Annotated in this window: 11 protein-coding genes; 6 read left to right on the plus strand and 5 right to left on the minus strand. The window is 65.0% G+C overall.

Features of this window, described 5'->3' with window-relative positions:
• Positions 1-24: 24 nt before the first annotated feature.
• Positions 25-750, plus strand: a complete 726-nt coding sequence (locus tag BI49514_RS05755) for a DeoR/GlpR family DNA-binding transcription regulator (protein WP_101545067.1) — start codon at positions 25-27, stop codon at positions 748-750.
• Between the two features lie 28 nt (positions 751-778).
• Here BI49514_RS05755 and BI49514_RS05760 read toward each other — a convergent pair whose 3' ends face one another.
• Both BI49514_RS05760 and BI49514_RS05765 read right to left on the minus strand, forming a co-directional pair.
• Positions 779-2,359 carry a BCCT family transporter gene (locus BI49514_RS05760; protein ID WP_101545069.1) on the minus strand — a complete coding sequence of 527 codons (1,581 nt, stop codon included), beginning with the start codon at positions 2,357-2,359 and terminating at the stop codon, positions 779-781.
• 227 nt (positions 2,360-2,586) lie between these two features.
• The gene (locus BI49514_RS05765) at positions 2,587-3,558 is read right to left on the minus strand and encodes an NADPH:quinone oxidoreductase family protein (protein WP_101545070.1); all 972 of its coding nucleotides are present in this window, start codon (positions 3,556-3,558) and stop codon (positions 2,587-2,589) included.
• A 176-nt stretch (positions 3,559-3,734) separates the two neighbouring features.
• Between BI49514_RS05765 and BI49514_RS05770 the strand changes: the two genes are divergently transcribed.
• The 4 genes from BI49514_RS05770 (at position 3,735) to BI49514_RS05785 (ending at position 8,653) form a co-directional block, all read left to right on the plus strand.
• Complete coding sequence (locus tag BI49514_RS05770; protein ID WP_101545072.1) at positions 3,735-4,757, plus strand: phosphotransferase family protein; 1,023 nt, start codon at positions 3,735-3,737, stop codon at positions 4,755-4,757.
• Positions 4,754-5,548, plus strand: coding sequence for an SDR family oxidoreductase (locus BI49514_RS05775; protein ID WP_208634972.1), 795 nt, complete (start codon positions 4,754-4,756; stop codon positions 5,546-5,548). The genes BI49514_RS05770 and BI49514_RS05775 overlap by 4 nt, the downstream gene beginning before the upstream one ends.
• A gap of 83 nt (positions 5,549-5,631) precedes the next feature.
• On the plus strand, positions 5,632-6,837 hold the full coding sequence (locus BI49514_RS05780; RefSeq protein WP_101545074.1) for an acyl-CoA dehydrogenase family protein: 1,206 nt from the start codon (positions 5,632-5,634) through the stop codon (positions 6,835-6,837).
• 85 nt (positions 6,838-6,922) lie between these two features.
• On the plus strand, positions 6,923-8,653 hold the full coding sequence (locus tag BI49514_RS05785) for a class I adenylate-forming enzyme family protein (protein WP_101545076.1): 1,731 nt from the start codon (positions 6,923-6,925) through the stop codon (positions 8,651-8,653).
• A 102-nt stretch (positions 8,654-8,755) separates the two neighbouring features.
• Here BI49514_RS05785 and BI49514_RS05790 read toward each other — a convergent pair whose 3' ends face one another.
• Genes BI49514_RS05790 through BI49514_RS05800 form a run of 3 tightly spaced genes read right to left on the minus strand, consistent with a single transcriptional unit; the run spans position 8,756 to position 12,777 of the window.
• Positions 8,756-8,989, minus strand: a complete 234-nt coding sequence (locus BI49514_RS05790) for a hypothetical protein (protein ID WP_101545078.1) — start codon at positions 8,987-8,989, stop codon at positions 8,756-8,758.
• Between the two features lie 54 nt (positions 8,990-9,043).
• A complete protein-coding gene (locus tag BI49514_RS05795) occupies positions 9,044-11,647 on the minus strand; it encodes an ATP-binding protein (RefSeq protein WP_101545080.1) in 2,604 nt (867 codons plus the stop codon).
• A complete protein-coding gene (locus tag BI49514_RS05800) occupies positions 11,644-12,777 on the minus strand; it encodes a metallophosphoesterase family protein (protein WP_101545226.1) in 1,134 nt (377 codons plus the stop codon). The genes BI49514_RS05795 and BI49514_RS05800 overlap by 4 nt, the downstream gene beginning before the upstream one ends.
• Before the next feature lie 209 nt (positions 12,778-12,986).
• Between BI49514_RS05800 and BI49514_RS05805 the strand changes: the two genes are divergently transcribed.
• Positions 12,987-13,811, plus strand: coding sequence for an ABC transporter ATP-binding protein (locus BI49514_RS05805; RefSeq protein WP_101545083.1), 825 nt, complete (start codon positions 12,987-12,989; stop codon positions 13,809-13,811).
• Positions 13,812-13,886: the final 75 nt, after the last annotated feature.

A 13,886-nucleotide genomic window follows, 5' to 3' on the forward strand; every position in this document is an offset into this window, starting at 1 on the left:
CCGTGACCGAGGAGAGGAAGACAGATGGCGATCCGATCAGGGACCCAGCGGCGCCGCGAAGCCATTCTCGGCCTGCTCAAGACCGGATCGTGGAGCATCCCCCGCCTGGCCGGGGCCCTCGAGACCTCGGAATCGACGATCCGCCGCGACCTGCGCGATATGGCCGCAGACGGTGAGATCATCCGCACCATCGGCGGAGCCGCTGCCGCAGGGTACGTCGAACCGCCGCTGGGCGAGCGCATGGAACAGCAGGCCGAAGCGAAGGACGCCATCGTCGCCCGCGCCCTCGCACACCTCGACGATGCCCGAGTGCGCACCGTCTTCCTCGATGCCGGATCGACGGCTGTGCGTCTGGCCGAGAGGATCAGGGACCGCAGCGAGCTCACCGTGGTCACCCGCGGCCTCGAGATCGCGCTGACCCTTGCCCATCCTGCCGGACCCACTGTCATCATGATCGGCGGTGAGGTCTCGACCCTGTCCCACGGAACGACCGGGGCGCTGTCGGACCATGCGCTGGCCCGCATCCATGTCGACATCGCGTTCCTCGGCGCTGATGCCGTCGACACCGCTCAGGGGCTCGGCGAACCGAGCCTCGACGAGGCCCGGACGAAGGAGCTCATCGCCGAGCGGGCAGGCGCCGTCATCGTCCTCGCCGACAGCTCGAAGGCAGGCCGCGAGGTCGCCGCCTGGGCACCGATGCCGCCCGGTTGGACGTGGATCGACGAACACGGTGAGCACACGCAGGGCTGACGGCCCGCAGCCGCCGATCCGACCGTTCTCACACCTTCTGTTCGCGCGCCATCTGCCGGACGTAGACAGGAGCGGCAACCAGCGCCGGCAGCATCACGAAGCCCACCGGCACAGCGGTGATGACGATCGCCGACTGCAGAGCCTCCACTCCCCCGTCGCCGAGGCTGATGAGCACGGCCGCTGTGATGCCGATGAGCAGAGCCCAGGTGGCGCGCAGCCTCGGAGAGGGTTCCCCGGAGGTCATGCACGACTGGGACATGGCAAACGACATCGAGTCCGTGGTCGTGGCGACAAAGGTCATCGTCAGGACGAGGAAGCCGAAGCTGATGACCAGCGACAGCGGCAGCTGACCGCTGATCGCCATGACCGCCGCGGGCAGTCCGCCCTCCATGAGCGGCTCCGAGATCGCCCCGTCCGACTTCTGCTCAAGGAATATGCCTGTGCCGCCGAGCACTGTGAACCAGAAGGTCGTGGCCACGGGAGGCAGCACCGTCGTGCTGATGAGCAGATCGCGGACCGTACGGCCCTTGGAGATCCGGGCGACGAAGATCGCCATCAGCGGCGCATAGCCGAGGAACCAGCCGAAGAAGAAGACGGTCCACCCGGACAGCCACTCGGTGTCCCCGCGGTAGAGGGTCATGCTGAAGAAGTCGGTGACGTAGAGGGCGAATCCGTCGAAGAAGCTCTTGACGACGAACCACGCCGATCCGAGCACGAGCACCGCGGCCATGAGGCCGAGCGCCAACCACACGTTCGCGGAGCTGAGGAATCGGATGCCGCGGTTGACTCCGGAGAAGACACTGACTCCGGCGACCGCGGTGAGCGTCGCGATGACGAGGAGCTGGACGGGATAGACGTCGGGGATCCCGAACAGCGAATTGAGACCGTAGGAGACCTGAAGGCCGAGGAAGCCGACCGGGCCGATGGTGCCCGCCGCGACTGAGATCACGCACACGACGTCGACGATCGCAGCGATCGGTCCGGTGGCCGCACGCCTGCCCATGATGGGATACAGCAGGCTGCGGGGGCGAAGTGGCATGCCTTTCTCGGCAGCGCGCATCATGACGATGGCACCCAGCGAGCCGAGAATCGCCCAGGCGAGGAAGCCCCAGTCGATGAAGCTTGTGGCCAATGCTGCAGCCACTGCGTCGACTCCGCCGTCGCCATCGGAGAAATACGGTGGTCTCGAGGTGTAGTGGTACATCGGTTCGGCGGCCGCCCAGAACACTCCCCCTGCCGCGAGCAGGGTCATCATGATCATCGCGATCCAGGAGAAGCGGTTGAAGTCCGGTCGCGCCTGGTTGCCCAATCTGGCCTTCGCCCAGGGAGTGAAGACGAGGACGAGCGCGATGAGGAATGTGGCCAGCAGCAGGATCTGCCAGTACATCCCGAATATCTCGGCACAGGCGGCGAACCCGGCCCCCACCCAGCCCGACATCCGATCAGGGACGATGAGAGCGAGGGCGACGAAGCTCGCGAGGATCCCCACGCTCGCCCCGGCCACGGGCCGGTCGAGGCGGCGGGGGCCGATATGGCCGGGGTCGTCTGTCGCAGGAGGCGGCTCAGCCGACTGATCGGCGGAGACCGTGCGGGTGCTGGTCTGGCTCACGGGTGGCGCTGCCTTCCGTGCCCCGCTGACTCTGCCGTCGGCTGCGGGGCTGTTGGGTATCGATGCTCGTTCCGTCTGGAATCGCAGCGGCCCAGTCTAGGGGACGGAGCACCGAAACGGTCCGGCGGCCGAGGGATTTCCGCTCGAATGTGGGACGACTCACCCGCCTCGGTGGTCTGCCCTGGGACATCCGCGCCGTTCCCGGATGAGTGCGGTCGTCGCCGGTCTCACTCCCCCGCGATCTCGAGCAGCACCTTGCCGATCACGGAGCGGGATTCGAGTTCCTTGATCGCTGCTGCCGCCTGCGCCAGCGGATACCTCGCATGGTTGCGCGGATTGAGGCGCCCGGCGGACACATACTCGGCCACGGCCTGCCACTGTTCGTCGATGAGCGACGGATGACCGACAGTCGCCGCGCCCCACGCGACACCATCGACGGAGATGTTCTTCAGCAGCAGTCGGTTGACCTTGATCGAGGGAATCTCGCCGGCAGTGAAGCCGAGGACGAGCAGCCGGCCGAAGGGTGCGAGCACTCGCGTCGAATCGGTGAAGCGGTCGCCGCCGACAGGGTCGAAGACGATATCGACGCCGCCCGGGAAGATCTCCTTCGTCGCGTCTTTGAAACCGTCGGCGAAGACGACATGCCTCGCGCCGATCTCACGAACCGCATCGGCCTTCGCTTCGGTCGAGACGACGGCGACGACGTCGAGGCCCATCGCCGAGCCCAGCTGCACCGCGGCCGAACCGAGGCCACCCGCAGCACCGTGGACGAGGAGGCTCTGGCCCGGCCGGGCATCGGCGCGCACACGCAGCGCGAAGTCCGCAGTGAGCACGTTCATCGGCATACCTGCGGCATCGGCTAAGGAAACCGAATCCGGCACCTTCACGGTGGCCTCGTCGGCGGCCACAAGGTACTCGGCGAAAGTGCCCGAGCCCGTGATCGCCGCGACCCGATCACCGACGGCGAACCGGGAGCCCGGCCCCGCCTCGGCGACAGTTCCGGACGCTTCGGAACCCAGGGTGAATGGCAGGTCATGCTTGACCTGATACATCCCGCGCGTCTGCAGCAGCTCGGGGAAGGTCACTCCGGCGTAGGCGACCTTGATGAGCACCTGGCCCGGCCCCGGCGACGGGCGCTCCACATCGAGATGCTCCACATCATCGGGCCCGGTCAGAGCGGTGACGCGAATGGCTTTCATAGTTTCCTCGCTAACGTTGTGGCCCACGCGGAACGCTCCGGCTCCGGTGGCGGCGGTCTTCTCACGTCTATCACACCGCGCGGCTATGACCGTGATCACTTTCACGGCTTGACTCTCCCGCCCGGGATGAATACTGTGAACTCTACTGAACGATTGTTCACTCGGGAAGGTCAAGGATGACACAATCACCGGCAGGGTTCGATGTGGACAGCATCGGCAGATGGATCGAGCAGAGGTTCGGGGTCAGCGACTTCGAGGTCGAAGTGATGTCGGTCGGTCGCTCGAATCTCACGTTCGCCATCCTCGTCGACAGCAGTCCGCGCTGGGTGCTGCGCCGCCCGCCCCTCGGCCACGAAGGCGGCAGTGCTCACAACGTCGCCCGCGAAGGCCGGATTATGGCCGCTCTCAACGACAGCAGCGTTCCGGTGCCGACCGTCCTCGACATCGTCGATGACCCGGAGGTCCTCGACGTGCCCTTCGTGTTCATGGATCACTGCCCCGGGTTCCCGATCAACACTCCCTCCGAGTGGGAGTCCATCCCTGCTGAGAATCGCCGCGACTGCGCCTTCGGCATGGTCGACGCCCTGGCGGCGATCCATTCCGTCGACGTCGATGCTGTCGGATTGTCCGATCTGCGTCGACCCGGCGGTCTCATCGACCGACAGCTGCGTCGTTGGATCGGGCAGGTCGAGAAGATCGCGATGCGCGAGACTCCGATCATCCATGAGGTCCACGATGTCCTCCGCGAGGCCATGCCCGACCCTGCGGGATCGCCTGTGGGAATCGCGCACGGGGACTTCAAACCGAACAATATGATCTTCACCCCTTCCGGGACGGTCAATGCCGTCGTCGACTGGGAGCTGACAGCCATCGGTGAGGTGCTCACCGACCTCGGCTATTTCGTCGCCATGCTCACGGTGCCCGAACAGTACACCAGCATCTGGGTGCCCCGAGCCGACGACGGTTTCCCCACCACAGACGAACTCATCGACCGCTATGAGGAAGTCAGCGGGCACGAAGTCCACGATGTCAGCTACTACTCGGCGTTCGCGATGTGGAAACTGGCCTGCATCCGTGAAGGCGTCTACACACGACTGGCGACAGGCAAGATGGGCGACCTCGATCTCGACCCGGACGAGGCCGGAGCCGGGGTTGAAGACCTCGCTCGCCAAGCCCTCGACCTGTTGGAGAGATCATGACCTCGCCCCTGGTCGGCATGCGTGCGGTGGTCACCGGGGCCGCCGGTGGAATCGGCGCCGCTTTGGCCGCCGAGCTCATCGAACGCGGTGCGTCAGTCGTTCTCGCGGACCTCTCCCCCACTGTCGTCGACACCGCCGCCGTACTCGGCACCTCGGCATTCGCGTGGACAGGGGACGTGTCATCGGTCGAAGGAATCGGTGCGCTCATCGATTCTGCCGACGACAGCCTCGGCGGGATCGATCTGTACTTCGCCAATGCCGGAATCATCGGTCCATCGATGCTCGGAGAATCCGACGCCGACTGGGACGCGATCATCGACGTCAACATGCGCGCCCATATCCGCGCCGCGCAGGCACTCGTCCCCCGTTGGCAAGAGGCCGGTTCCGGGTATTTCGTCGCCACCGCCTCGGCGGCAGGGCTGCTCACGCAGATCGGCTCGGCCGCATATTCGGTGACCAAGCATGCGTCAGTCGGATTCGCGGAATGGTTGGCCATGACCTACCGCGACGACGGAATCCGCGCCTCGGTGGTCTGCCCGATGGGAGTGAACACGAATCTGCTCGACGACGCCGGACCCGCCGGCGGCGCCGCCCAGAAGGCCGTGACCTCAGCCGGGACCGTCCTGGAACCCGCCGAGGTGGCCGCCATCGTTCTCGACGCCGTTGAGAACGAGCAGTTCCTCATCCTGCCGCACCCCGAAGTGCTCGAGATGTACCGGATGAAAGGCAGCGACTACGACCGCTGGCTGCGCGGAATGTCCCGATACCAAGCCCGACTCAGTGAACAGTGACACCGAGCCCCACCAGCGGGTGAGACTCGCCTGAGACCAGACCTCACAGCAGTGTGAGACCCACCGAGAAGCAAGGAGCCCACGTGTTGGAAATCAGCGAACGCGGACGCGAGTATCAGGAGCGTCTGAACGCCTTCATGGACGAATTCGTCTACCCGGCCGAGCCGGTCTACGCCGAGCAGATGGCCGCGGCGGCCAGTCCCCACACACAGCCGCAGATCCTCGAAGACCTCAAAGCCGAAGCGAAGAAGCAGGGCCTGTGGAACCTCTTCCACCCGCACCCGGAATGGGGACCCGGGCTGACGAACCTCGAATACGCTCCATTGGCCGAGATCACCGGGCGCAGCCTGGAGATCGCCCCGGAAGCGATCAACTGCAATGCGCCGGACACCGGCAATATGGAGGTATTCACGGTCTTCGGCACGGATGAGCACAAGGAGAAGTACCTGGGGCCCCTGCTCGAGGGCGAGATTGCTTCGGCGTTTGCCATGACGGAGCCGGCCGTAGCCAGCTCCGATGCGACGAACGTCGAGATGAGCATGGAGCGCACCGACGACGGATTCGTGCTCAATGGGCGCAAGTGGTTTGCGTCGAACGCGATGCATCCGAACTGCCGGGTGCTCATCGTCATGGGAAAGACCGATCCCACCGCCGAGGTGCACCGTCAGCAGTCGATGCTCGTCGTGCCGATCGATGCCGCCGGAGTCACCGTTGTGCGCAACCTGCCCGTGTACGGCTACGCCGACCGGGAGGGCCATGCCGAGATCATCTTCGAGAACGTGCTCGTGCCGTTCAAGGACATTCTCAAGGGCGAGGGCGAAGGCTTCGCCATCAGTCAGGCGCGCCTGGGTCCGGGCCGGATCCACCACTGCATGCGTGCCATCGGAGCCGCCGAGCGGGCGCTCGAACTCATGGTCAAGCGCGCAGAATCTCGCGTGACTTTCGGTGAGAAGCTGTCGAATCGGGCGAACATCCAAGACTGGATCGCCGAGTCCCGGATCGAGATCGATCAGGCTCGGCTGCTGACCCTGCACGCCGCGTACATGATGGACAAGTACGGCAACAAGGTGGCGAAGAACGAGATCGCTGAGATCAAGGTTGTCGCACCGACGATGGCGCTGAAGGTCATCGATCGGGCGGTTCAGGTCCACGGCGGCGGTGGCGTCACCGAGGACTTCCCACTGGCCCGGATGTGGGCGCATATGCGCACCCTGCGTCTGGCCGATGGACCGGATGAAGTGCACAAGCGCTCCATCGCCCGCAATGAGATCAGGAAATACCGCGGCTGAGGTCGACTCTTCCGCGATACAGTGAGACCCCACCGGGGCCGCAGCAGTGTGCACGGGCCCGGAACAGCCTGCGAAAGGATGTTCAATGACGAACAATTGGTTTGAGGATCGCCCATGGATCACCACTTTGGGCGATCTCGCTCAGGAGCCCTATGTGCTGCCGGATTCCACGCCCTTGGCCGATCTGGCTGACACGGTCGACGCCCGTGGCGACGAGGAGGGCATCAACTACTACGGATTCACCCTGACCTGGGCGGAGTTCGACCGGTGGTCGACAGCTTTCGCTGCCTTCCTCTCGGCCCAGGGGATCAAGCCCGGCGACCGTGTCGGCATCTATGATCAGAACACCCCCGCGTTCGTGATCTCCACCTATGGGATCTGGAAGGCCGGAGGCGCCGTCGTCCCCCTCAACCCCATGTACCGCGGCGAGCTCGAGCACATCTTCGCCGACTCCGAGGTCAAAGGGCTCATCGTCTCTCAGGCTGCCTATCTCGACCGGGTCAAGGACTATACGTCGGACCTGCCGCTGGTTGTGCTCAGTGATGACCGGAGCTTCCAGACGGATGGCCCTGATGCAATCTATGCGATGTTCGACAAGCTGCCGCGCTTCGAGGACCTGCCGCCGGCCGAAGGACGTTTTGCGTTCTCAGAGGCGGTGGAGGACAACCTCGATACCGATTTCACCCCGCACTCCCCTGCTCCGTCGGACCTCGGTCTCATCGCCTACACGTCCGGCACCTCGGGACGGTCGAAGGGAGCGGCGGCGACTCATGCGAATATCTCGAGCAACTCGCGGTACTGCCTGCGCAACCCGATCCTGGGTCCCGGCGACGGCTATGTCTCGCTGGCTCCCCTGTTCCACATCACCGGATTCATCTGCCAGTTCCTTGCGGCCGTGGCCGGTGGTGCCCGGCTCATCCTCAACTATCGTTTCGAACCCGGTTCGCTCATCGCTCTGTGTGATCGGGAGAAGCCTGCGTACATGGCCGGCCCGGCCACGATCTACACGGCGATGATGGCGCATCCCGACTTCAGCGCCGAGAAGTTCGCATCCTTCAAATCTCTCATGTCCGGCGGTGCACCGCTGCCCGAAGGACTGGTCAACAAGTTCGAAGAGCGTGCCGAGATCTATGTCGGTCAGGGCTACGGCCTGTCGGAGACCTGCGCCCAGGTCGCCACCGTGCCGCATGGATTCCAAGCCCCGGTCGACCCGGACAGCGGGAACCTCGCCTGCGGTCTGCCGCAGCCGGATGTGATGATCCGCATCCTCGATGACCACGGTCAGCCCATGGGCCCCGGGGAGGTCGGAGAGGTTGCGATCTCCGGACCGCAGGTGGTCTCCAGTTACCTCAACAACCCGCAGGCCACCGCGGAGCAGATCCCCAACGGCGAGCTGCACACCGGCGATGTCGGGTTCATGAATGAAGACGGGTGGCTGTTCATCGTCGACCGGAAGAAGGACATGATCAATGCCTCCGGCTTCAAGGTCTGGCCGCGGGAAGTCGAGGATGTGCTCTATATGCACCCGGCCATCCAGGAGGCAGCTGTCGTGGGCATCCCCGATGACTACCGCGGCGAGGATGTGTCGGCTTTCGTCACCCTGCAGCCCGGCGCCGAGGCGACCGCTGAGGAGATCATGTCATTCTGCCGGCAGAAGCTCGCTTCCTACAAGGCTCCGCACCAGGTGACGTTCATCGATCAGCTGCCGAAGACGAGTTCGGGCAAGATCCTGCGACGGACCATCCGCGCCGATGCCGTCGAAGCCGCCCAAGCGGCGAAGGCGGCTGCTGAGCCGACGGCCGCTCCCGCAGACTGAAGGCAGCCGCCTCAAGTTCCGGACGTTCCGTGCCGGATTCTGAGCGGCAGAATTCGACACGGATCGGCCGCAACTCGATCATTCGGGTCACGTCAGCGTCCGTCAGGGGACGCGGGATGCCGGATACTTGTCTGCCTCGCTGATGATCTCCGGAGTCTGTTCGTCGTCCTCAACGATGTCTGCCATCTCCCATCGGCCGTGGACCGGGCGATGTTGGAAGCGATACGCACCGAAGCGGATGGATTTGAATGACACCAGCGGAATCCAGCGAGTGCGGTAGTACCCGCCGCCGGAGCAGCGGACGATGACTTCATCGGCATAGGTCTTCTCGCTCATGACCCCCAGGTTAACGCATGCTTCCTTGTCGACGCCGAGACTGGACGCCGAGGTTCAGCCCAGGCTGACGGTTTCGGCGCCGCCGATGGAGGCGAAGCGGTCGGGCTGACAGGTGAGCAGAATGACCTGGGCCGTGCGGCCGACATTGCCGAGGATGACGTTGAGGGCGGCCAGGCGCTGCTCATCGGAGAAGCCGAAGGCATCGTCGAGGATGACCGGGGCTCCGGCATCCGCATCGACGAGGGTGGCGACGGCGAGTCGGCCGATGAGCGCCAGCTGCTCCTTCGTCCCACCCGAGAGCGCGTCGAAGGCCACGGTGCGTCCGTCGAGCGTGCGGGAGACGATTTCGAGATTCTCGGAGATCTCCACCGACAGCCCCTGGCCGAAGATCACCCGACCCAGCTTCTCGATCGCCTCCTTGAACGGGGCGACGTACCTCCGCTGAGCCTCTTCCTTGTGTGCGAGCACGGTGTCGCGCAGCAGTCGGATCGCATTTGCCTGCCGCTGCATGCGAGCCAGCTTTGACCGAATGGACTCCACGTTCTGCTCTGCGGCTTTGAGCTTGTCGTAGATGCCTTCGGCCGCACGATCATCGATGAGAGCCGAGAGCTGATCGACCTCCTGCCGGTCCTTCTCCTGCTGCTTCTGCTTGCTGTCGACGAGCTGGAGAGCGTTCTGCAGTCGCATCTCGAGAGTCTCCGGATCGGCGGCCTCGTAAGCGGAGCGTGCGGCAGCGGCCTGGGCCTCCAACTGTGTCAGTGTCGCCGCAGCGGCAGTCAGGGCTTCGTCGAGGGACTCATCGGAGTTCGCTTCCCTGTCCGCGCTCAGGCGGGTGCTGAGGTTCTGCAGCGTCGTCGCCGCCTGTTCGCGCGTCGACTGTGCGCGCACGGCTGCCACACGTGCCTCATCCCGGTCGGTGCGAATGCGTTCGAGCCCGGTCCTGGCCGTCTCGACCTGTTCGGTCGCATCGTCAACGGCGGCCGACGTCGATTCGACTCGTGCTTCGAGGTCGTCGATCGATGCGGCGGTTCCGCTGGTATCAGCAGGGTCCCCCGCCAGGTGTTCGGCTCGAGTGAGTGCGGCATCGAGTCCGTCACGGTCGTCGTCGCCGATGAGCACCCGCAGAGTCGATGAGGCTTCGGCCAGCACGGCTTCGGCATCGGTGCGCACCTCGCTGCGTTCGCGTGCCTGTTCAAGTGTGGTCACGCCGAGCCGGTCGAGTTCCGCGTCGAGAATGATCTGCGCGGAGTCGAGGGCCCGGTCGAGTTCGGCCGGTGACTGTCCCGGACGCACGGTGATGTCGACGACGGAGTCGACGAGGATCTGCAGCTCCGAGGTTACGGCGAATTCCTCGGCGGATCCCTTCGACACATCGGTTCCGTCGATGCTCACGGCGGTGTCGCCGAGGCGGCGGGCGACGATCTGTGCGGCGGCCGCGGTCTTCGCGTTCTGCGCGATGCGCAGCTCGGTGAACAGTCCTCCGAGTTTCTCAACGTCCTTCGCGGTCACGATGATCGACCCGATCGTCGCTTTCGCTTCGGCGACACGATGTTCCTGCTGACGGATATCGGTCAGTCTCTTCCGCAGAGTGTCGACCTCTCTGCGTGCGCGGACACGAGCGAGTTCGGCAGATGCGCTCTTCGCCTGGTCCTGCGCGCCGACGAGTTCGGCCTGTCTGGCCTCGAGGCTCTTCTGCGCTTCGGCGAGAGTCGAGTCCTCTTCCTGCTGTGCGGCCGTGACCTTCTCGAGTGCGGCGTCGGCAGTCTTCACTGCCTTTTCAGCCGAGGCGACCTCAGTGATGAGTGCCTGGCGACGGTCACGTGCCTCCTCGGCACGCTGTCGTTCTCTCTGCGCGGCGCTTGCGCGTTCGAGCGCACGGTCGAGTTCGGTCTTGAGCCCGGACACAGCCTGCACGGCTGCCTCAGCGTCTTTGCGTTCGGTCACGGCCGACTCCAGTTGGGCACGCACACCCTTCAGCCGCTCAGTTGCTCGAGCATGTCGGTCGACGAGCGCGTCCATGTCGGCGCTGCGAGCCACCAAATCACGATACTGTTCTTCGGCGGCGGGAAGCTGCTCGGTGAGTCTGCGCAGTTCACCGGTCTCTTTGCCTTTGGCCGTGAAGAACCTCAGGTATTCGGATTCGACTCGGTCGAGGAAGGCATCGTGGTCGGCCGGCTCATCCCCGGCCTCGCCCAGAGCGCCGTGCAGTGCCTTGATCTCGGCCAAGGACGCCTGATCGAGGCTGCGTCCCTGAGCGACGTCGAGGGCATCGAGCAGGTCGACGTCGACGGTTTCGTCGAGGATCGCCAAGAATCTTTCGTGTGCCTCGTTGCCGCTGAGCTGTTCAGGCACAGGCTTGAGAATGCTCAGTTCGGTGAAGGGCTGTTTGATCCAGCGTTTGCTGTATCGGAGTTCGTAGTCCCCGGTGCTCAGGTGCAGGTTGACCCGTGGACCAACGTCGGAGCCGACCGGTTGGGTGTCTTTGACGCTGGCCTTGCGGGAGCTGTCCTTGTCCTCACGCAGCTGTGTGATGGCTTGGTGGATCGAGGACTTCCCGACCTCGTTCGGGCCTTCGACGATCGTCACTCCGGAGCTGAAGTCGACGGTGGCGTCGCTGATGGCGCGGTAGTCGATGAGGCGGATGGAATGGAGTCTCATGAGCCGCTCCTGGCGAATCGGAAGAGCAGGCCGAGTGCGTCTTGGGCCGTGGCTGCTGAGTCGTCGTCTGCTGTGGCTCGTGTGGAGAGTTCGTCGAGGGTCTCCTGCAGGTATCCGCTCAGTCCGAGATCGGCGAAGTCGTCGTCGGCGGCGACGACGGCCAGGTCCATGTGCCGTTCCCAGAGTGAGACGAGGGCGAACAGGTCGGAGAAGTGGTCGAGCTGTTCGTCGAGTCGGGCTTTCGCCGCCGTCGGCAGAGTGCCGCGCAGGATCAGCCACACCGCCGTGCGGTCCTTGTCGGGGACGGCGTTCATCCGCTCTTCGAACTCGCTGACATCCTCGGTGGAGTTGAGGTCGGCTTCGATGACGGTGAAGGCCCACGTGCCGACGTGGATCTTGTCGACCTCGGCCCGGTGGGTGTCGGCATCGATGTCGACGACGAGGACGTTGCCCGGATCGGTCTCCCGCCGAGAGGTCACTTCCGGTGCCCCCGGGTACCAGATGCGGTCGGCGACTTCGAAGGTCGCGTGCCGGTCACCGAGCGCGACGAACTGGGCACGGTCGTCGCGCAGCAGTGCCTGCAGATGGTCGGTGTCGATGGTGGCCAGCGATTCCCGATCGGGGTCGAGGACGCTCACGGCTCCGTGGCCGGCGATGATCCGGATATCACCGGCAGCCACCTCGGCGAGGTCTTTCGTCGCTGCGGCGACGAGATCCCCTTGGGGATGTTTGGAGGACCAGGGGGCGCCGATGATCTCGACCCCGGGAACGACGGTGAAGGGGTCGCTGCTGCGCAGGACATGCACATGCGAGGGCACCCGGGAGGAGAAGGCCTGAGAGTCATAGATCGAGGCGGCGTCCAGGGGGTCGTGGTTGCCGGGAAGCAGCACGACCGGGACGGTGAACGCGTTGAGGACTTCGAAGGTGCGGGCGATGATCGCGCGGTCGAGCTGGTTGGTTTCGAATACGTCTCCGCAGACGAGGACGAACTCTGCGTTCTTCTCGGCGGCGAGCGCTCCGATGCGGGCAACGGCATCGAGGCGGGCACGGTGGAACCTGGGCCGTGCCTCTTCGCTGAGGTAGTGCGCGGTCATGCCGAGCTGCCAGTCCCCCGTGGCGATGAATCTCATCTGCTCCTCCTCGATCGGTCCCATCTTACGGTCGCGGGCTCACCATATCGGCCGCCACTGACATAAGTGATGCACAGCACACTTTGCATCGCAGCCAGAGGTCCCACCTGGGCGGATGCCAACGACGCACCGCGCAGACCTCGCTCGACCAACGAGTTCCGTCCCTCAGCTATACCACCACTCGTCGACTTAGGTTAGGCTAATCATTTGTGAACGCGATTGCACTGACTGCCACCGGCCTCAACCTGGGCTACGACCGCACCGAGGTCGTCCATGACGTGAGCCTGACGATCGTCCCCGGACGGGTCACCGCCCTGCTCGGACCCAATGGGTCGGGCAAGTCCACCGTCCTGCGCTCACTGGCCCGGCTGCACCCGATCACCTCGGGCGATGTCGTCATCACCGAGGCTGACGCAGACACTCCATCATGCACTCTGACGGCCAGAGAGTTCGCCCGTTTCGTCACCCTGCTGTCCCAGTCGCGCCCGCACCCGTCGGGTCTCTGCGTCCGTGAGATCGTCACCTTCGGCCGCCACCCGCACCGCAAGCGCTTCGCCGGGCTCACCGACGCCGATCGCGCTGCTGTCGATCGCGCCCTCTCCCTCACCGGCACCATGGCGATGGCCGACCGTCCGGTCGACCAACTCTCCGGCGGCGAACTCCAACGCGTCTGGCTGGCGACCTGTCTGGCCCAGGACACCGGAGTCCTCCTGCTCGACGAACCGACGAACCATCTCGACCTGCGCTACCAGGCGGAGATCCTCGACCTCATGCGCGAACTCGCCGATGACCACTCCATCGCCGTCGGCGTCGTCCTCCATGACCTCGAACATGCCGCCACCGTCGCCGATCACGTGGTCCTGCTCGAACAGGGCCGCATCCGCTCGGACGGCACCTGCGAAGACGTCTTCACCGCCGAGACGCTGAGCGAGGTCTACGGGCTGCCCATCTCGACACGGATCGATGCCGACACCGGCCTGGTCCGGGTCGAAGCCCTCCACCGACGGACTCGTCGCCCGGCCGCAGCCCTCTGAGCGCACCACCGCACCTTCTGACAGTCACACCCAGAAATCGCACCACCTCATCTCCGATCGCCGATCGGTTCACAG

Source organism: Brevibacterium iodinum ATCC 49514 (assembly GCF_900169265.1).
Lineage (GTDB): Bacteria > Actinomycetota > Actinomycetes > Actinomycetales > Brevibacteriaceae > Brevibacterium > Brevibacterium iodinum.